At 55.4% G+C, this 19986-nt stretch carries 18 protein-coding genes; 5 read left to right on the forward strand and 13 right to left on the reverse strand.

The features are described 5' to 3' along the window. The 12 genes from VHE10_00655 to VHE10_00710 are packed head-to-tail and all read right to left on the reverse strand — an operon-like array spanning nucleotide 1 to nucleotide 11213. Nucleotides 1-759, reverse strand: coding sequence for a transketolase (locus VHE10_00655; GenBank protein HVU06297.1), 759 nt, complete (start codon nucleotides 757-759; stop codon nucleotides 1-3). Nucleotides 760-768: 9 nt separating this feature from the next. Then, nucleotides 769-1614: a glycosyltransferase family 2 protein gene (locus tag VHE10_00660; GenBank protein HVU06298.1), complete on the reverse strand. Its 846-nt coding sequence runs from the start codon at nucleotides 1612-1614 to the stop codon at nucleotides 769-771. Nucleotides 1615-1623: 9 nt separating this feature from the next. Beyond that, entirely contained in the window at nucleotides 1624-2766 is a 1143-nt protein-coding gene (locus VHE10_00665; protein HVU06299.1) for a hypothetical protein, read from the reverse strand. Nucleotides 2767-2788: 22 nt separating this feature from the next. Further along, on the reverse strand, nucleotides 2789-4543 hold the full coding sequence (asnB, locus tag VHE10_00670; protein HVU06300.1) for an asparagine synthase (glutamine-hydrolyzing): 1755 nt from the start codon (nucleotides 4541-4543) through the stop codon (nucleotides 2789-2791). A 4-nt stretch (nucleotides 4544-4547) separates the two neighbouring features. Then, nucleotides 4548-5453 carry an alpha-1,2-fucosyltransferase gene (locus VHE10_00675; protein HVU06301.1) on the reverse strand — a complete coding sequence of 302 codons (906 nt, stop codon included), beginning with the start codon at nucleotides 5451-5453 and terminating at the stop codon, nucleotides 4548-4550. After that, nucleotides 5450-6349, reverse strand: coding sequence for an FkbM family methyltransferase (locus tag VHE10_00680; protein HVU06302.1), 900 nt, complete (start codon nucleotides 6347-6349; stop codon nucleotides 5450-5452). The genes VHE10_00675 and VHE10_00680 overlap by 4 nt, the downstream gene beginning before the upstream one ends. Beyond that, nucleotides 6350-6991, reverse strand: a complete 642-nt coding sequence (locus tag VHE10_00685) for a hypothetical protein (protein HVU06303.1) — start codon at nucleotides 6989-6991, stop codon at nucleotides 6350-6352. It abuts the gene before it with no gap. Between the two features lies 1 nt (nucleotide 6992). Beyond that, nucleotides 6993-7940, reverse strand: coding sequence for a glycosyltransferase (locus VHE10_00690; GenBank protein ID HVU06304.1), 948 nt, complete (start codon nucleotides 7938-7940; stop codon nucleotides 6993-6995). Further along, entirely contained in the window at nucleotides 7937-9193 is a 1257-nt protein-coding gene (locus VHE10_00695; GenBank protein ID HVU06305.1) for an ABC transporter ATP-binding protein, read from the reverse strand. Before VHE10_00695 ends, VHE10_00690 begins: the two co-directional genes overlap by 4 nt. A 12-nt stretch (nucleotides 9194-9205) precedes the next feature. Further along, on the reverse strand, nucleotides 9206-10030 hold the full coding sequence (locus tag VHE10_00700; protein HVU06306.1) for an ABC transporter permease: 825 nt from the start codon (nucleotides 10028-10030) through the stop codon (nucleotides 9206-9208). A 3-nt stretch (nucleotides 10031-10033) separates the two neighbouring features. After that, nucleotides 10034-10954 carry an SDR family oxidoreductase gene (locus VHE10_00705; protein ID HVU06307.1) on the reverse strand — a complete coding sequence of 307 codons (921 nt, stop codon included), beginning with the start codon at nucleotides 10952-10954 and terminating at the stop codon, nucleotides 10034-10036. Nucleotides 10955-10964: 10 nt separating this feature from the next. Beyond that, a complete protein-coding gene (locus VHE10_00710; protein ID HVU06308.1) occupies nucleotides 10965-11213 on the reverse strand; it encodes a helix-turn-helix domain-containing protein in 249 nt (82 codons plus the stop codon). 83 nt (nucleotides 11214-11296) lie between these two features. Here VHE10_00710 and VHE10_00715 point away from each other — a divergent pair, with 83 nt between their 5' ends. From VHE10_00715 to VHE10_00730, 4 genes are read left to right on the forward strand one after another with little or no spacing between them, the layout of a single operon-like run. Next, nucleotides 11297-13474 carry an O-antigen ligase family protein gene (locus VHE10_00715; protein ID HVU06309.1) on the forward strand — a complete coding sequence of 726 codons (2178 nt, stop codon included), beginning with the start codon at nucleotides 11297-11299 and terminating at the stop codon, nucleotides 13472-13474. Nucleotides 13475-13501: 27 nt separating this feature from the next. Beyond that, nucleotides 13502-14563 carry a UDP-N-acetylmuramate dehydrogenase gene (murB, locus tag VHE10_00720; GenBank protein HVU06310.1) on the forward strand — a complete coding sequence of 354 codons (1062 nt, stop codon included), beginning with the start codon at nucleotides 13502-13504 and terminating at the stop codon, nucleotides 14561-14563. 49 nt (nucleotides 14564-14612) lie between these two features. Further along, nucleotides 14613-17153, forward strand: a complete 2541-nt coding sequence (secA, locus tag VHE10_00725) for a preprotein translocase subunit SecA (protein HVU06311.1) — start codon at nucleotides 14613-14615, stop codon at nucleotides 17151-17153. A 19-nt stretch (nucleotides 17154-17172) separates the two neighbouring features. Next, nucleotides 17173-17739 carry a DedA family protein gene (locus VHE10_00730; GenBank protein HVU06312.1) on the forward strand — a complete coding sequence of 189 codons (567 nt, stop codon included), beginning with the start codon at nucleotides 17173-17175 and terminating at the stop codon, nucleotides 17737-17739. On the opposite strand, the gene gpmI is transcribed toward VHE10_00730, so the two are convergent. Beyond that, entirely contained in the window at nucleotides 17736-19283 is a 1548-nt protein-coding gene (gpmI, locus tag VHE10_00735) for a 2,3-bisphosphoglycerate-independent phosphoglycerate mutase (protein ID HVU06313.1), read from the reverse strand. The genes VHE10_00730 and gpmI overlap by 4 nt on opposite strands. Nucleotides 19284-19426: 143 nt before the next feature. Between gpmI and VHE10_00740 the strand changes: the two genes are divergently transcribed. Then, complete coding sequence (locus VHE10_00740) at nucleotides 19427-19918, forward strand: hypothetical protein (protein HVU06314.1); 492 nt, start codon at nucleotides 19427-19429, stop codon at nucleotides 19916-19918. Nucleotides 19919-19986: the final 68 nt, after the last annotated feature.

Genomic DNA, 19986 nt, shown 5'->3' on the forward strand with positions numbered 1-19986 from the left:
CTATATCAGTTCTTTAAGGAATGCTTCGAGCTCCTCGGGTTTCGGCGATTTGTGGTGCCATTCCGGATTGTGTTCCATGGACTTCACGCCCTTGCCTTTTATCGTGGCGGCGATGACGGCGATGGGCCTCTCGCTCTTTGCGGTCAACGCCTTATATATCGCCTCTTCATCGTGCCCGTCTATCGCTATGGTGTGCCAGCCGAATGATTTGAACTTCGCTTCTACGTCTCCGAGCACGAGCGAGCGGTCATTCGAGTGGTTGTAGTCGACGATGCAGCAGAGGTTGTCGAGCTTTTGGTGGGGCGCAAGGAGCGCGGATTCCCATACCGTACCCTCATTGCACTCGCCGTCGCCTATGATGGTATAGACCCGGCCCTTCTGCTTCCGTATCTTCATCGCCAGAGCGAGGCCGACTGCCATAGGGAAGCCATGGCCGAGCGAGCCCGTAGAGGTCTCTACTCCCGGAACTTTTGTCCGGTCCGGATGACCGCCGAGGATGCTGTCGAATCTTCCGAACGAATGGAGCGTCTCCTCGGTGATGAATCCTTTTTCCGCGAGGACGGCATAGAGGCCGATGGAAGCGTGGCCCTTCGAAAGCACGAATCGGTCGCGGTCAGGGTGCGATACGGTCTCGGGACTTATGTTAAGGACGCGGTCATAGAGGACCCAGAGTATCTCCAGGATCGAAAACGCCGTAGATATGTGGCCTTCTCCGGATTTGGTCGCTATTTCCAGTATCTTTCGTTTCAGATGCTTCATAGGCCGATGCTACATTATAATCTCTTTAATACCTCCGAGGTAACGAGGATTCTGGTCCTTTACCCTCCACATATAGAGGGGGCTCAAAACGACGTGGCTGTTGCGGAACGTCTCTGCCACATGGAAATTGAAATCCTTGTCGGCGCCGCGGCCCATGAATGAGGGCCATACCCGGTCGCGGAGCTTTCTGAACACGACTTTCTCGATGACCGTTCGTTCAAAAAGCGGAGAATTGCCCGCCGCCGGATAATTTTCCAGCGAACCGAAGAAAAGCTTGTTTACGATCCTCTTTCGTTTCCAGTGGAAGGGGATAATGCGATTAAGGCGCGTCGAGATTTTGGCGACAAAGCCTTTCGATCTCTGCGACATCGCATACAGCGCATCCGGTCCGATGACCTCGGGATTTTCAAGAAGACCGGCTTTTTTACCGACGAGATCCTGGTCAAATTGGATCCAGTCGATCGTGAGGTGCGTCGATCCGTGCTTTTTAAGCAAGCTGTATTGGAGCTCGATGCGATTGAGGAACGACGCATCGTCAGCGTCTTGGAACGTTATATATGCGCCGCGGGCCTCTCGGAGTCCCGTATTGCGCGCGGACCAGCCAGCATTCACGTTGCGGTTCAGCGCGGCATCGAACCTTTCAGGGTCATTGTCGGCGGAAAGGAGTTTCGCCCGACTATCCTGCGCTGCGATCGCTTCTACGGCCTTTTTCGTGCCGTCGGTAGACGCATCGTCCACGACGATGACTTCGAGGTTATCGTAGGTCTGACGGAGGATCGAATCCAAGGCTGCCGCGATCGTTTTCTCGCAATTGTAAACCGGTATGATGACGCTTATGAGAGGCTTGTCGCTCATGGCTTAGTTTTACAGCTTCAGTATATCGTCTATGAATCGTCCGTATGCTTCGCTGAAGGCCTTTTTGGTGTGATGCGAACGGACGTAATTCCAGACCTGGCGAGCTTTTTCTTTGATCTCGCCCTCTGGCATCATCGAGAAGCCGCGCGCCGCTTGCCGTACCGATTCGACGGTCGGATTCTCCATGACGATAGCGCCGAGGTTTTCGTTAAGACCGGTTTGCGGCGTGACGATCGGGACGAGACCGCCATGGCACGACTGGATCACGGCGCCTGACGTGCCTTCAGCCGATGACGGATATATGATGGCCCCGCACGCGTTGAACACCTCGCTGATATCCCTTCCTCCGACCGTGATGCGGCCCTCTTGGTCTATTTTAGGCCTGGTATAACGGATGATGTTCGGGAGCGCGAGCTCTTTTTCGTATTCCTCGGCGAAATCGGGTTCGTGCGCGGCCGGTCCGAGGATATGGAGCGTGAGATCCGGCATGCCCGCGAACGCTTCGATCGCGAGGTCCAGGCCCTTCAATATCGCGCCGCCCCCGCCGAAATAGAGGAAATGCTTTCGGGCTGCGGCGAAATCCTTATTCTCCGGGAAAGGGAATTCTTGGACGACCGAGATCGGTACAGGAAACATAGGTTTGCCGAAGCGCTCGAACGTTTTGAGCACATTCTCATTGCCGAAGCCTTCGAGAAAATCGGCGATCGCCACGCTCTGGGTGGGCGCTACCTGTCTCTTCGGAGTAATGGACGTGCCGCGGCGCTTATTTATCGCTGTGAGGCGCGCTTTCTCGCGCTCGTTGTATTCCGCATAGTACGGATTGTCTATGTGGACGGCTTTCTTGCAGGAAGCGGGGAGGTATTTCGAAAGACGCTCGAGGTCTTGCTGAATATCTATGCATGCGACGTAGGGCTTTTTGGGGATGAATACGTGCTCGCGAGCGTTGATGATGTCTACGTCATACCCGCGCACCGAGAACAGGCGCGCCATCTCCGCGGATTCCCAGTAATTGCTGTGAGGATCAGTCTTGTATTCCCAGGGGAAGAGAGTGAACGTATCGGTGATATAGGAAATGAGGACCGAACCCTTACGCTTTCCTCGCGCGGGTACATGCACGACGCGCTGAAGCTTGTTCGTGACTTTATTGATCATCGTCTGGAATATATTCGCAGGATTATGCATGGTCTTTATGGTGAAGCTCGAACCAGAGAGCGAGGCAGAGGAATGTCCAGAGCCTATAGTTGCCCGTAATACCCCGGGCTTTTGCCTGGTCTATGTAGGCAAAGATCGGGTGCGACGGGTCGTCCATTATCGACGATATTTTCTTTTGAACGGTCTCGGCCTTGAGCCATATATCTACGGGTGCGCCGAAGCCCTGCTTGCGGCGATAGACGAATTCTTTCGGGAAAACTTCAGCGAGGATGTCTTTGAGGATGATTTTGTTCTCGGTCTTATTTATCTTGAATTCGATTGGCAGGCTATATATGTATTCTGCAAACTCGGTGTCGAGGAAAGGCGAGCGGATCTCGAGCGAATGCATCATGCTCGTGCGGTCTACCTTGGTCAAAAGCTGACCCGGCAGATATATATTGAGGTCGAAGGCGTTTATCTTTCCCGTGCCTCTCGGAGCGTCTACGAGAATTTTCTTCTCATATGAGTGGTCTGAAGAGTCTTTTTTCTTTATAAGGCTCTGTACCTGTCCGTCCGAGAATACTCCGGTCATTTTCTTGTACGAGCTGAAATGGGTATGGAAAAGCCTCTGGTGGAGAGGGGTATGCCAATATTTCTGATACCAGCCGTATCCCATGAAAAGCTCGTCCGCGCCGTCGCCCGTGAGAGCGACTTTGACCTTCGATGCGGCGAGCTTAGAAACAAGATGTTGCGGAAAATCTGAAGAATCGGCGTGAGGCTCGTCGAAATATCCGATGACTTCTTTGAGAGCTTCGAGATCGGGTTTTTCCGCGGCGAGCGTATAGTGGTCGGTGCCGATTTTCTCTGACGCGGCCTTTGCATAGGACAGCTCGTCTTTGGCCTCGCCATATCCTACTGAAAATGTTTTAATCGGTCGGTCCATGTGTTTGTGGGCTTCCAGCGTAACGATCGTGGAGTCGACGCCGCCGGAGAGGAGGGAGCCTATCTCTACGTCTGCGACCATCCTCTTTTCGACCGCCTTAGCAAAGAGCCTCTTGATCTCTGCTTTCGCTTCGCCATACGAAGCCGCGGTCTTTTTCTTCTCTATCTGCCAGTATCGCCGCGATTCCAATGAGCCGTCCTTTACGATCCCCGCATGCGCAGGCGGGAGAGTATGGACATTGGAATAGATCGTCTTGTACGGAGGTATGTAGCCGAGCCGTAGATAGTCGGCGATAGACCCGGGATCGACGATGCCTTTGAAGAGGCCTGCGGCAAAGATCGTTTTTATTTCAGAGCCGGCGATGAACATGCCGTCATGGAACGCATAGTAGAAAGGCTTTTTTCCGAACCTGTCGCGCGCGATGAAAAGCTCTTTTTTCGCATCGTCCCAGAGGGCGAACGCGAACATACCGTCTATGTGGTCTACGCACGAGGCTCCGTATTCGGCGTATGATTTCAAGATGACCTCGGTATCTGAATGAGACCGGAAGACATGGCCTTTCCTTTCGAGCTCTGCGCGCAGATCCTTGTATCCGTATATCTCGCCGTTAAATACGATGGTGTAGGGACCTTCGTTGTCTTTCATCGGCTGATGGCCTGCAGGAGAGAGATCGACGATGGCGAGGCGCGTCATGCCGAGGATCGAGCCGCTGGTCGAGTCGCTGGTCGAGTCGCCGGCGCGTTCGAAGCCTTTATCGTCAGGCCCGCGCTTGTGGATGCAAGTGAGCATCGCCTCGACGGAGGAGTCTTTGATGGAGTCCGTGTTTTTCCCGGCTATGGCTATGATGCCGCACATGTGATTACAATCTTATCCAATTCTCCGCATAGACGTCTTTCGTATCCGCTTTCGGAGCATTCCTAAACCAGACCTTCGGCGCGACGACGACCTTGTCCGTGCGCGGATTGAGCCATGCGCCCCACCAGCCGAACGACGAATTGGCGATGATATGGTGCTTGCACGCGCTCATGAGGGCCAGGTCTTCATAGTCGCTCGCCTCGGTGCCTTTTATGCACGTGACGGGATGTTTCAGGCCCTTGAAGTTCTCGACTGACCACGCATAGTCGTCGGAGAATATGAAGAAATGAGGATTCGCGACGTTCTTTTCGATATGGGCGATGGCCGCGGCGTAATAGCTCATGGAACAGACGCCGTGCATCTCTGCGGCAAGGGGGTCGGTGACATAGTCGCCGCGCCGGACATGGAGGGAGACCGCATTTGCTTTCTTTATCTCTTCGAGCGCCTTGAGGCTCGCTTCCGAAAGCGCTTTTACGGGCGTTATCTCGGCTCGGAGTTCATCAGCGATGTGTCTGAAATACTTCTCGCCCTGCCAGTCGCCGTCGAAATAGGTCGAGCTTTTCCGGGCAAAGACTTCAACGTCATATGCGAACGTCTTTTCAGGATAATAGAAAGGGAGGAAGAATCGCTTTCCGCGGAGATATTTATAGAATGCGTCGAATGCCTTGTAATGCTTACGGATGCCGACGAAGCCGAACATGTCGCCGTCTTCGGCAAAAGGCGTTTTCGTGTTGAAGAGGTTGAGGGAGTATTTTCTGTGTATCTTATGCGGGTCCCAGCGGGCGTCGTCGCACACTTTTTTGTCGATCAGATAGGGCATTCCGAGGCGCGCCGAGACTCCGCGCGCGAATGCGTACTGAAAGAGCTGATTGCCTGTGCCGCCTTGGATGCGTACGATGATCTTTTTCATTCTTTTATCGTTGCCGGATCGACCGTCTTCCACATGTCTTTGAAACCGGCGTTTCCATAGACCTTGTTCTTGTCGTCGCCTTCGACGACCTCGAAGCCGTTCGATTCCATAAAAGCGTCGAGCTCCGCTTCCGTATACGCTCCTTCGTATTCCGCCTCGAGGGGGATCTCGGCGATGACGAAGACGATCCTCTTCAGATATTCTCCGGCGCTTCGTATAACGGCGATATCGTTTCCTTGGGTATCTACCTTAAGCGCGTCTATGCGCTTGAATCGATCCCAAGGGATATGCGAGAGAAAGTCGGAAAGCCGTACCGTCGGGACGGATATCTGTTTCGCCGTGCGGTAGCGGAGAGGCCTTAGAAAGCTCGATGTGCCGACGCCGTCCGTCACGTTGAATCGTTTCATGTCCGGCTTCGCATCGTCTACGGCAAGGCCGAATACGAGCATGTTCTTTCCGAGGCTCTGTGCCCAGTCGACGCCGCCAACCTTTCGAAGCGAAGGCGCGACGAGCGTTCGGAGCTTATTTCGATCGGCCTTGCCCGTGAATATAAAATCGAGCGCTTCAGGGTTCGGTTCGAAGCCGAATACGAACGTTCGCGGGTCGTTCTTGATCCACAGAGCGGAATTCGGGGCGGTGTAGGAAAGCCCCACGTCTAGGCGGAGCGATGTGATATCGCGGGGTATGTCGAGGCCGAACGCGCTCTCCGTCGAGCGAGCCGATGCATAGAGCTTGTCCGTCAGCGCGCGCATGTCGTGCGCGGTATCGCGACACGCCGACGCATCTCGAGCGATCGATCTTTCCTTTGAGCGCTCGCCAAGGCTTTGCCACTTCTTTTGAAGCGGCGCATATATGCTCGAAGGCACGATATTCTTGGCTAAGCGTTTGATCGACATCTATCGTTTTGGGTAGATACGGATGTTGTCGTTCTTGACCTCGAATCCGTAGCCGGCCGCCGTCGCCATCTTTTCCACTCTTTCGAGGGTCGGATAGTTATTCTTGCCGACGAATTCGCGGGCGTCGTCTATGAGGATCACGTGGTTCTTGACCGGATGGGCGAATATGACCTTGAGCTCTTCTTCGACGGGCGTATCGACGTCGGTGCGCGTCGTCTCGCCGCCGGAGAAATGCGCGTCGAGCCAGAAGAGCGCGGGCTCTTGTATCTCCGCGAGCATCTTGGGAAGCATGACTCCGCTATCGCCGTGGAAAAGCTTCACGTGCCTTTCGTTCGCGTATTTTTTGACGGCGTCGGCATAGAGCGCATCGGAGAGCTCGACGGAATATATCGCGTCGAAGCGGCGGATCATGGTGTCGATCATCTCGCCCTTGTACGTGCCGGTCTCGACGAATACGCGCGGCTTGAACTTGGAATAGTAGCCGATGATCGAGTTCACGCGCTCTGCGTGGAGCTTTGCGTGCTTTCGGCGCTCTCGGACTTTGATGTAGATCCCATAGAGGCCGAATACCTTCAATACTCCTTTCGCCACGCGGCGGGCCGGGGTAGAAGGGATATGTGGTTTGCTGTAGACGATGCTCATATTATTGTATGTTCTTAAGGAATCTATCGAAGAAGACCTGGGTCGTATATTCTTTCACCGCTCTCCGGTACGCGTTCTCGATTATCGGCTTGTATGAATCATAGTTGGCGAGGATCTCCCGGACCGTTTCTTCGAGCTTGTCCGGTTCGTAATACACGAATTCTTTTCCGGGGGTGAAAAACTTCTCTATGATATTGAATTCGTCTTTGCGGCAGAGGATGAGGGATTTGCCGAACGCCGCGTCGAATGTCCTGGATTTGATCTGGGGCACCATCGCCGTCTGCTTCTTGAACATGCCCCTGATGCTCCAGCGCGGTATGCCCGCATAGGCTTTGTTTTCCTTCCAGCCGCGCGTCCCGCGGACGCATCTTATCTCTTGGTCGCGGAGGAAGAGCAGGTTGTGGACGAGCGTGATCTTGGATTCGGATACAAGCTTGATCTTCTGGTCATAATCCGCGTTCGGATCGGTGGTAAGAGGGTAGTCTGCAGGGGCAACGAGGCGGTAATTGAATCTCGCTATCTCTTTCACGCTCTTCTCGATCTCGGGCGTATATTCGGTGAAGATGTGCCCGGCGTATATGATGTCGTATTTCTTGTCGAACGTCTTCGGTATCTTGTTCTCGTTAAAAGGTATGAAAGAGAAGGCGCGCTTGTCGTTCTCGTATCTTTTATTGAGCCATTCGACGGTGTACGGGCATATGCTGAAGACTTTGTAGAGGAGGTCTTCGTATATCTCGTGCCTGAAGTCGCGGTTGTCGGTGAAGAACCTATTCGGCTCTTCGAATTCGAGATGCACGATCTTGTCGCCTTTGATGTCGAGAAGGCCGCGAAAATCCAAGAATCCTTCGATGAGCCAGAAATCTCCCGCCCTGCCGGCGAAGCGCGCGAAATCGAATGTCCTCGTGGCGTCGAATTTATACGTCTTTACGCGCTTGTTGAAGATTTTCATGAGAGTTTCTCGGTATGGTGATCGAGGATGTTCGATATCTTGCCAGGGTTGTAGCCGCGATAGACCTTTGATCGGGGATTGTCCACGTCGAGTATCTCGAAATTGACGTCTTTCTTGGTATCAAACGATCGGATGCCCGGGTCATGGAGATGGACATCGAACGTGTGTATGCCGACATTGAAAAGGAATTTCGGTATCTTGACCGTCGTCGAATAGGTGCCCGGTTCGCGATCGAACGCCTCGCCCTTCTTATCCGAATCCGACGTGACGAGGAGGAGTTCGCCGTCGGCATGGATATAGAGCGATAGTATCGAGCGCTCGATCTCGCGCTTGATCGTGTAATCTACCTGGACGGTGAAATCCTTGCTCACCGGTATGCGCGGCGTAAGCTCGCCGTCTTCGTCCTTGATGGTCACTTTAGTGACGAATGCGTCCTGGTCCTTCGGCTCGAATTCAGTGACACTCAAAAGGGAGGCTTCCTGGAGGTATCGGTCGATGACCTTTTCGGTCTCGCCGATCATCTTTATCTTTCCTTTTTCGAGCAAGATGCAGGTCTTACAGAGCGATCGTACTGCGGACAGGTTATGGCTGACGAACAATATCGTGCGGCCCTGGGCTTGGGTCACTTCTTCCATCTTGCCGAGGCATTTCTTTTGGAATTCTGCGTCGCCGACGGCGAGGACCTCGTCCACGAGCAGTATGTCCGGCTCCATATGCGCCGCGACCGAGAATGCGAGGCGCACGTACATGCCGCTCGAATAGTATTTGACCGGCGTATCTATGAATTTCTCTATGCCCGCGAATTCGACGATGGATTCGAAGTTCTTCGCGATCTCCTTCTTCTTCATGCCCAAGATGGCGCCGTTGAGGAATATGTTCTCGCGTCCGGTGAGCTCGGGATGGAAGCCGGTGCCGACTTCGAGGAGCGACGCCACGCGGCCGCGCATGACGATCTCGCCTTCGGAAGGCGGCGTGATGCCCGTGAGGATCTTGAGGAGCGTCGATTTTCCCGCTCCGTTTCTGCCGATGATGCCGATGACCTCTCCGGGCATCACCTGGAAATCGATGCCTTTGAGCGCCCAGAACTCTTCTTTCGTGCCGATGCCGGCCACGTTCTTGGCTTTCTGCTTGAAGAATTTGAACGGGCTCTTTACGATGTTCATGAGCACGTCGCGCAGGGCAACATACTTGCCCCGATAGTGGCTGATGCTATATCGCTTGCCGACGCCTTTTACTTCGATGATGGGTTTCATAGTCGATTGCGATTAGAGTATATCGGCGAAATACCTCTCGACTTTTTTAAAATACGCCGAGCCGACAAGGAGTATGACGAGGCAGGCCAGCGACGATATGCCGAGGAGCGTCCAGTTGACGGCGGTCGTGCCCAAAAGCGCCGCGCGCGCCGACTGGATGACGCCCGTCATCGGGTTAAGGGCGAGGAGCCACGAATATTTGCCCGCGATAGATGCCGGATATATGACCGGCGTGAGGAACAAGAGTATCTGGATGAAGAACGGCAGCGCGTATCGCACGTCGCGATATTTTACATTGACGGCCGCGAGGAAGAGGCCGGCGCCCACCGATGCCATGAACGTGATGAGCAGAAGCAGAGGGATGAGCCAGATGCCCATAAGATGCGGCACGAATCCGTAATAGATCATGAGCCCGGCGAGCACGATCGCGGCGAACAGGAAGTCCACGAATTTGGATATGACGCCGGAGATAGGGAGGAGGAGGCGGGGGAAGTAGACCTTGGTTATGATCGCCTGGTTCCCGATGAGGACGTTCGACGTATCAGAGAGCGCGCCCGAAAAGAATTGCCAGAAAAGGAGGCCCGTATAGACGAAGATCGGATATGGCACGCCGTCCGATGGCACCTGGGCCAGATTGCCGAAGAATACCGAGAACACGATCATCGTCACGAACGGCTGGAGTATCGCCCAAAGCGCGCCGATGAACGTCTGCTTATAGCGCACCTTGAAATCGCGCCAGGTGAAGAAATAGAGCAGCTCGCGGTAATTCCAAAGCTCCCTGACGTCGTTCCAGGAAAAGCTTTTCTTCGGGCGTATAACGGTGAGGGTCTCGTGCATGCTCTATATATTGTTGAAGTCCTGGAACGGGTCGTAGAACTTGTAGACTTTCACCATCTCCGCGATACCGTCGTCGAGAGTCTTCTTCGGCTTGAAGCCGAGGGCCGCGAGCTTTGCATAGCTTATGTTGAAATCGCGCGTGTCGGCGTCTTTGATCTCCGAATTGACGATCTTGCAGCCGGTAGCCTTCGCGATCTTTTCAGCGATCTCGAGCTTTGTGAAATTGAGCGAATCAGAGCCGACGTTGTAGACGTTGCCTTTCATCCGGTCTGTCTTGTCGAGGGCAAGGAGGTATGCGTCTATCGCATCGTCTATGTGGAGGCAGGTGCGCTTGGAATGCGCCTGGAAGAGCACGAGGACGCGATCGTAAATAGCGCGATAGCAGAAATCGTTGACGATGAGGTCGGTGCGCATGCGCGGGCTCGCCCCGAAAATAGTGGCGAAGCGGAAGCCGATGCTGTTCTTACGCTTCATGACGGCCTCTTCGCCGGCGAATTTCGTCTTGCTGTACACGCTCTTCAGCTTTACCGGCGTGGTCTCGTCGCAGTTCGCGCCTTTCTGATCGCCGTATACCGTCGTGGTGCCGGCATAGACGATAAGGGTCTCTGGATCGGCGAGTTCGGCGATCTTTATCGTCGCTTCCGCGTTTATGGACCATGCCGACGAAGGGTTCGCCTCGCACGCAGGAAGGCCGCCGAGGCCGCCGAGATGGAATATGACGTCGAAGCCCGCGAGAGTCTCTTTCGTCACGTTGCGTATGTCGTCTTTCGCTACCGAAAGCCGCGCATTCTTCACCAGGTGCATGACAGGATCATATCCGTAGAGGAAATTGTCGTGGATCGTGACGTCATGCGCGCGGTCGAGGAGCTTTTCCGCGAGGAGGATGCCTTTGTAGCCCGCACCGCCGGTGATGAGGATCTTCATATAAATGATTTTACCACCTGTTAATCTTGTTCACGACCTTCTTCTTGAGCTTGAGGTACTCTTTCACGGCGCCTTTCTCGAGGTCAGGGGAGACGAGGCGGAGGATCTCCTTGCCGAGGATGCGGTATTGGCCGCCGACCTTGTTCGCGCGGATGAGCCCGCGCTTCAGCATGCGCTTTATGGTACTTTCGCTTATGCGGAGCACCTGGCGGGTCTCTTCCGTCGTATAGACTGCGTTGGGCTTGATCTCTTCTGCCATAGCCTCATTTTAGTGTAAGTGTCAAAAGGTGTCAAAAGGTTTCATGCTCAAATCACGATATTTTATATGCTATATTTGAAGCCATGACGCTCAACACCATATTGAAAAAGACCGCGATCGCGACGATTTTTTCCGTATTTATCATTCCGTTCATCGTGCCCGGCGACATGTTCTTCCCGTTCATCACGGGGAAGGGCTTCCTCTTCAGGGTCTTGGTCGAGATCGGCTTCGCGGCGTGGCTTCTCCTCTCGCTCCGCGACGCGTCGGTCAGGCCGCGCAAGTCATGGGTGCTCTGGGCTTTCGGCGCATTCGTGGCGGTCATAGGCATTGCCGACATATTCGGCGTCAATCCGTGGAAGAGCTTCTGGTCCAATTTCGAGCGCATGGAAGGATATATCACCATCCTTCATATCTTCCTCTATTTCATCGTCGCGTCTTCGGTCCTCGCGACGGAAAAGCTCTGGAAGCGATTCCTTGAATGGTCGGTGTGGTCGAGCCTTGCCATGTCTCTCTACGGCTTCCTCCAGCTTTCGGGCGTATTCCAGATCAATCAGGGCGGCGTGCGCGTCGACGGAACGTTCGGTAATGCGACGTACCTCGCCATATACGCCGTCTTCAATATATTCTTTGCCCTCATACTCATAAATAGGGACAAGGAGCTTTGGAAAAAGATATCCTACGGCGTCATCGCATTCCTCGATTTCATCATCCTCTATCACACGGCGACTCGCGGCTCGATCTTGGGCCTTCTCGGCGGCCTGCTCCTTTCGGGGCTCCTCATAGCTATATTCGACAAGGGCGAAAGGAAGATCCGCATAGCGGCGGCTTCAATCGTGGGCGCGGTGATACTCCTCGTCATCGGATTCATCGGCGTCCGGCATGCGTCGTTCGTGGCGAACAGTCCGGTATTGTCGCGATTCGCCTCTATCTCGTGGGCGGATACCCAGACCCAGGCCCGCGCATATATATGGCCGATGGCGATCAAAGGCTGGGAAGAGAAGCCTGTGCTCGGCTGGGGCCAGGAGAATTTCAACTATATATTCAACGCCAACTATGATCCGCGCATGTATTCGCAGGAGCAGTGGTTCGACCATGCGCATAATACGGTCCTCGATTGGCTCGTCGCGGGTGGCTTGCTCGGCCTCCTCGCGTATCTGTCGCTTTTTGTGACGGCGGTCTGGCTCCTCTGGAAGAAGTCGCCAGACGTGTCCTTCACGGAGAAAGCGCTCTTTACCGGCCTCGGCGCGGCGTATTTCTTCCATAATCTCTTCGTATTCGATAATCTCGTAAGCTACATATTATTCGTCGCGGTCCTCGCCTTCATCCATTTCAAGGCGACGAGGCTCGAAAAACCCGTCGCTTCGGAGAAGGGCGAGATCGACGGAGACGACATACGCATGGCCGGTCCGATCATCCTCGTCGCCCTCGCATTCGCCGTCTGGTTCTTCAATTGGCGCGGATACGAGACGAACCTCGCCATGATAGACGGCCTTCGCGCGACGAGCGTGTCGCCGGTCCAGGCCCAGGCCGCATTGGACGGATTCGCTAGGGCCGCGTCTTATGATACGCTCGGCAGGCCTGAATTGGTCGAGCGCGTCATCGGCGCCGTTCCCGCGATGAACAGCGACGCGGTGCCTCTCGATATCCGCCAGAAATTCGCCGAGCTCGCGAAGGGTCTCGTAGACGCCCAGATCGCGCGATTCCCGGGCGACGCCCGTTACGAGACGTTCGCCGGCACGTTCTATTCGTCATACGGACAGGCCGCCGACGCCGAGAAGCACTATCTCGAAGCGGTTAAATTGTCGCCGAAGAAGCAGACGATACTTTTCCAGGTCGGCAGCTTCTATATAACGTCGAAGCAGTATGACAAGGCGATCGCGACGTTCAAGGAAGCCTATGACCTCGACCATTCATTCGCTACCGCGGCGCAATATTATGCGATGTCTCTCGCATATGCGGGCAGGGAGACGGAGGCAAAGGCCGTTCTCGCCCAAGCGGGCCTGGATACGTCTATGACGGACGACAATTTCCTCCGCGCATATATAGATGCCGACAATTGGACGAAAGTGCTCTCGATATTGAAGGCGCGCATCGCGGCGAATCCAAAAGATGTCGGAAGCATGCAGAATCTCGCGGCTGCATATTATCAGATGGGTAATAAGGCGATGGCCGTAGCGACCTTCAGGCAGATAGAAACCGTCGATCCGTCCCTCAAGGCGCAGGTCGAGCAGTACATACAGGCTATTCAGAACGGGCAGTAATAGTCGCGGCGCGAAATTCGCATACCTGTGAAGATATCAGAAAACATACCGCTTGCTCCCTATACGACGTTCAAGATCGGCGGAGCCGCGCGCTATTTTTGCGTCGCGAAGAGCGAAGCGGAGATCGGAGAGGCCGTGGCGTTCGCGCGCAACAAGAAGGTTCTGCTTGTTATTCTGGGCGGCGGGTCGAACGTGGTTGTCTCTGATGCAGGAGTCCCGGGCCTCGTCATGAAGATGGAGATGAAGGGCGCGACATACGAAGAGAAGGACGGGGCTATCATGGTCACGGCATGGGCGGGGGAGAATTGGGACGAGCTCGTCGGGAAGACCGTCGAATGGGGAGCATGGGGTCTGGAGAATCTCTCTGCCATACCGGGGACTGTCGGTGCCGCACCGGTCCAGAACATCGGGGCGTATGGCACCGAAGCGATGGACGTCATCGAATCCGTGCGCGCCATAGATCGCGCGACCGGTGCGGCGCGCCTCTTCACCAACAAAGAATGCGGCTTCTCATACCGCGATAGCATATTCAAAACCGAAGAGGGCAAAAAATGGGCCATCGTTTCCGTTACCTTCAGGCTCTCGAGAGCGCCGAAGCCGAACCTTTCATACAAAGACCTTAAAGAGCGCTTTGCCTCCCGGATCGCCGCGAATGAAACGCCGTCGCAGTCAGAGATCCGCGATGCCGTCGCCGAGATCCGTCGCGGAAAATTCCCCGACATAGCGAAGACCGGCACGGCGGGTTCTTTCTGGAAGAACCCGATCATATGCCGCGAACATTTCGAGGGCATCAAGAAGCGTTTTCCCGATCTGCCGTCGTTTCCAGCGGATGCTCCCGCGGGAAGCCGTGAAGTCGGTCCCGCGGAAGAAGCCGTCAAAGTGCCTCTGGCCTGGATCCTCGATAAGATCTGCGGCCTCAAGGGATATTCGAAAGGAAAGATATCTCTCCATCAGAATCAGCCACTTGTCGTCGTCGCTGAAAAGGGCGCGACCGCCGCAGAGGTCTGCTCCTTCGAGAACGGTATCCGCGCTATCGTAAAAGAGAAGACGGGCATAGACATACAGCCCGAAGTCGGCTTCTTGGAATAATGGCCTTAAAAGGGGCTAAATGCGCGTCAGTATGGTAGAATAGCGCCCTATGGCATCTTTCTTAACGAAGCTGTTCGGCGACCAGAATACGTCAGATCTGAAGCCGTTTTTGGCCTTAGTGCCGAAGATAAACGCTCTCGAGGAAGGCTTTAAGGCGCTTTCCGACGCCGATCTCAAAGGCAAGACCGCGGAATTCAAAGAGCGCCTCGTTAAAGGCGAGACTGAAGACGATCTATTGCCGGAGGCCTTCGCGGCGGTCCGCGAAGCGGCCCGCCGCACCCTCGGCCAGCGTCACTTCGACGTCCAGCTCGTCGGCGGCGCCATTTTGCATAAAAGCGGCATAGCCGAAATGCGCACGGGCGAAGGCAAGACGCTCGTCGCCACGCTCCCGACATACCTCAACGCGCTCTCCGGTCACGGCGTCCACGTCGTCACGGTGAACGACTATCTGTCCCGCCGCGACGCGGCATGGATGGGACAGGTGTACGATTTCCTCGGCCTCACCTCTGCCGTCATCAATCACGAATCCTCGTATCTTTACGATCCGGCGCATCGCAGCGCTCCGAATGACGCGAATGCCGACGAAAATCGCGACGAGACCGGCGCGTTCAAGGTCGCGCATGAGTTCCTCCGTCCCTGCTCTCGCAAGGAAGCCTATGCCGCCGACGTCACGTACGGCACCAACCAGGAATTCGGCTTCGACTACCTACGCGACAACCTCGAATACTCGCCGGAAAACCTCCGCCAGCGCGAATGGAACTACGCCGTCGTGGACGAAGTGGACTCGATCCTCATAGACGAGGCGCGAACGCCGCTCATCATCTCGTCCGCTACGTCCGAATCCGAAGATTTGTATAAGATGTTCGCCAAGATCTCGACGAACCTCGTCAAAGACGAAGACTTCAAGCTCGACGAGAAGCGCAAGGCGATCCAGCTTACCGACGCGGGCATAACCAAGGCCGAAAAGCTCCTCGGCATCGACAACATATATACCGACCGCGGCGTTAAATACGTGCATCACCTCGAAACGGCAGTCCGTGCCAAGGCTCTTTTCCATGTAGACAAGGAATACGTCGTCAGGAACGGCGAAGTGATCATCGTGGACGAATTCACCGGTCGCCTCCAGCCCGGTCGCCGCTGGTCCGAAGGCCTTCATCAGGCAATCGAGGCAAAAGAAGGCGTCACTATACAAAAGGAGACCCGCACGTTCGCTTCGATCACGTATCAGAACTTCTTCAGGCTCTATAAGAAGCTCTCCGGCATGACGGGTACCGCCCTTACGTCCCGCGAAGAGTTCCATAAAGTATACGGCCTCAACACTATCGCCGTCCCTACCAACAGGCAGGTCGCGAGGATAGACAGGAACGACCAGATATTCCAGACCGAGCAGGGAAAATTAAAGGCTATCGCCCGCAAGGTCAAAGAAGTGAACCAAAAAGGCCAGCCGGTGCTTATTGGCACGGTTTCGATCGAAAAGAACGAGACGCTTTCAGACTATCTGAAGCGCGAAGGCATCAAGCACGAGATCCTCAACGCCAAGAACCATGAAAGGGAAGGCGAGATCATCGCCCAGGCCGGAAGTTTCAGCGCCGTCACTATCGCGACGAACATGGCGGGCCGCGGCGTGGACATCAAGCTGGGCGGCGCGCTCGCGTCCAAAGAAGACGGCGACAAAGTGCGCGCGGTGGGCGGCTTGTTCGTCCTCGGCACGGAAAGGCACGAAGCCCGGCGCATAGACAACCAGCTCCGCGGACGTTCCGGCCGCCAGGGCGACCAGGGCGAGACGCAATTCTTCGTATCGCTCGAAGACACGCTCATGCGCGTCTTCGCGACCGACATGGTCAAGCGCATGATGGGCCGATTCGGCATTCCCGAAGACGAGCCTGTCGAGAACCGCATGATAACGAGGTCGCTCGAAACGGCGCAGACCCGCATCGAAGGTTTCAACTTCGACGCCCGAAAGCACGTCCTCGAATATGACGACGTCATGAACCTCCATCGAAAGACCATATACGACCGCAGGAGGAAGATGCTGATTGGCACAGATGGCGAAGCCATCGCCGAATTCACCGCTCTCATAGACGAGAACGATGAAGAGGGCAAAAAACTTGCCGATTTCGTCAAAGCCAAGCGATCGGAGATGAGCGATGCAGGATTCGCCGCCGCTCTTCGCAGGCTTTTCCTCCAGTGCATAGACATGTTCTGGGTCGAGCATCTCGAGGCCATGGAATATCTCCGCTCGTCGGTCAATCTCCGCGCCTATGGCCAACGCGATCCGTTGGTCGAGTACAAGAGGGAAGGCCTCGCGCTCTTTAAATCCATGCAGATGTCCATAAACGCCCAGGTCATGAATCTGGCAAAGAATATCGGACAGATAACTGGCGCGGTTACGGTAGATATGAAGCCTCTCAACGCCGTCGAAGCCGACGCAAAGGGCATTCTGGGCGCCGACGGCGCGAAGTCGGCAGCTTCCGCCGACAGAATGGGCCGAAACGACAAAATAGTTATCACCAGGGGCGGGGAGGAAAAAGAGGTAAAATGGAAGAAGCTCGATTCATACCTGAAAGACGGCTGGGTAGCGAAGAGATAACCGAAACGATCGAGCCCTTATGCTTGAAGTAATCCTTGCTCAATACGGTCTTGTCGCCGTCTTTCTCGGTACCTTCTTTGAAGGCGAGATCGTCGTCATCGCCGCCGGGATCCTGGCGAGCCTCGAGTTCTTGCCTCTTCCCGCGGTTTTGGCCGTGGCGTTCGCGGCGACGTTCCTCGGCGACCAGTTCTTTTTCTTCGTAGGAAGGCAGAAAGGCACCGCATTCCTCGAGAAGCGCCACCGAAGGCACTGGAGGAAGCGCGCGGAGAAGGTCCACGACCTCATCCACAACCATCAGAACAAGATCCTATTCGGCTACCGCTTCCTCTACGGCCTCCGCATCCCGACGCTCTTCGCACTCGGAACGAGCGAGCTTCCGACCAAGAAATTCGTCCTCCTCAATATCGTCAATTCCGCCGTCTGGACGTCGCTCTTCGTCCTCGGCGGCTATTTCTTCGGCGACGTCTTTATTTCATATTTCGATACGGCGAAAATCTATACCCGCGAGATACTCATCGGCGCCGGCATATTCGCTCTTCTGGTCTGGGTCGGTTCCTGGCTCAAGAATAGGGAAGAATATAACTAGGATACAAGGTTCGCGCCTGTCATGACGGCAGGTTTTTTGATGCCTAAAAGCGCGAGCATGGTCGGCGCTATGTCGGCAAGGCCGCCCGTGACGCCCTGCGGCGCATGTGCGAGCTGTCTTTTGGTGAATTTTACCGCAGCGCTCGTGATGATGGCAGGTACGGGATTGATCGTATGTGCGGTATGCTTTTCTCCGGTCGCCGGGTCGATGTTGAGCTCCGCATTACCATGGTCCGCAGTGACGAATGCGACGCCGCCTCGTTTTACCAGAGCTTCCACGACGCGTTTCAATTGAGCGTCTACGGTTTCCACAGCTTTTACGATGGCCGCGACGTTCGCGGTATGGCCGACCATGTCGGGATTGGCGAAATTGATGAATATGAAATTCGCTCCCGCTTCGATCTCTTCGATCGCCTTGTCTGCGATCGCTTCGGCGCGCATTTCGGGCGCTTGATCGTGGGTCTTCACGTCCTTGCGGCTTTCCAGGAGGAGATGTCTTTCGCCCGGATACGGCTTTTCGACGCCGCCGTTCATGAAATAGGTCGCGTGAGGGAACTTTTCCGTCTCTGCTATGTGCGCTTGGGTCATGCCCGCCGCCGAAATCTCTTTCGCGAGCGTCGTCTCTATGATTCGGGGAGGGAAAGCGACTTCGCACCCGAACGTCTTGTCATATTCCGTCAGCGTCGCGAAGGCGATATTTTCTTTTGCGGCGCGCTCGATCGTCTTTTTCGATATCTGGCGGGCGCGATCGGCGCGGAAATTGAAAAAGAATGCCGCATCGCCGGACCGTATCGGATAGCTCTTGCCGCTTTTGTCCAAAAACACGACGGGTTCGAGGTGCTCGTCGAGTGCCCCTTTCGCATGGAGGCGCGATATGACTTCCGACGGGATCTCGCCTGGCTCGCAGACGTTTCCCTTGCATTCGAAGAGTGCTTCCTCGGCTTTTTTCACGCGGTCCCAATTATTGTCGCGGTCCATAGCATAGAAGCGGCCCGTCGCCGTGGCGATGAATCCGATACCGATCTTCTCTAGATCGGATTCGAGTTCGCGGAGGAATTGCGCCGAGCTCTGCGGCGGAGTGTCGCGGCCGTCGGTGTATGCGTGGATGGCGACTTGGCGGATGCCGGCGTCTTTTGCCGCCTGGACGAATGCGACAAGGTGGTCCTGATGGGCATGCACGCCGCCGTTACCGATGAGGCCCTTAGCATGGAGCGTCGAACCATTCTTTTTGACGTGGTCGAAGAGCTTTTTGAATGCCGGGATGCGCGCGAATTCGCCGCTCTCGATGGATTTCTTTATGCGCACGAGGTCGGTGTCTATGACCGTGCCTGCGCCGATCGTGGTGTGGCCGATCTCGCTGTTTCCCATCTGTCCGCGCGGCAGGCCTACGTGAAGGCCGGACGCTTCGAGCAGGGTATGAGGATATTCGCGCCAGATCTTATCGAAAAAAGGCTTTTTTGCCGCCGACACGGCGTTGTCTTCCGGATCTTCCCGATGGCCCCAGCCGTCGAGGACGATGAGCGCGGTTTGAGCGAAGGTTTTCATAGGGTTTTTCATGCGTTTAAGAGAGCCTCTATTGTACAAAAAGTTGTGCACCGCGAGTCCTTGACCGAGTCCCTCGGCAGTTGTAGGGTATTTGAGGTAACGAGCACACTCAGAAACATAAACCTTTAACAAAAGGATTTGGTATGTCAGTAAAAAAGAATACGTCAGGAACAGGTAGCGTACTCAGCGGCTACGTCGATGTGGATGACCGGAAACAGCCCGAACACGCGGAACACGACTGGCGGTTCCTCGGCAGGGGCATGGATGCCGACGACGCGCACGAGCTCCAGGAGTCGGAGCGTCGCGGCATCGAGCTGATCGAGGTCATTCCGGAACGCGGCGGTAAGCGTCTCCGTCACACGGGTTTCGTCTTCGAAGGCCAGCTTCCCGTTCTCCAGGCGGATCTCCGCAACGGGCTCGACGCGTGCGATTGCGACTGCGCCGCCAAGGGCAAGGTCTGCATTCGCTGTTGCACGCACCAAGATCTGCTCGGCGTTCCGGCCGCCGTAACGGAGCTCATCGAGGTCACCAACCGCCGGACAAAAATCGTCGGCGGGCGGAAGCTCGCGGAGGTCTTCGACCTTGTTATGCCGTATGGAGTCGCGTCCATGCTCGGTCTCGCTCGCGCGGAATAAGTCCGCTCCGCGCATAAAGCCGCCCCGGTTTTCCAGGGCGGCTTTTTCATCGGAGAGATCGCGGCAGG

This window comes from Candidatus Paceibacterota bacterium, assembly GCA_035546035.1.
Taxonomy (GTDB): domain Bacteria; phylum Patescibacteriota; class Minisyncoccia; order Phycocordibacterales; family UBA6065; genus UBA6065.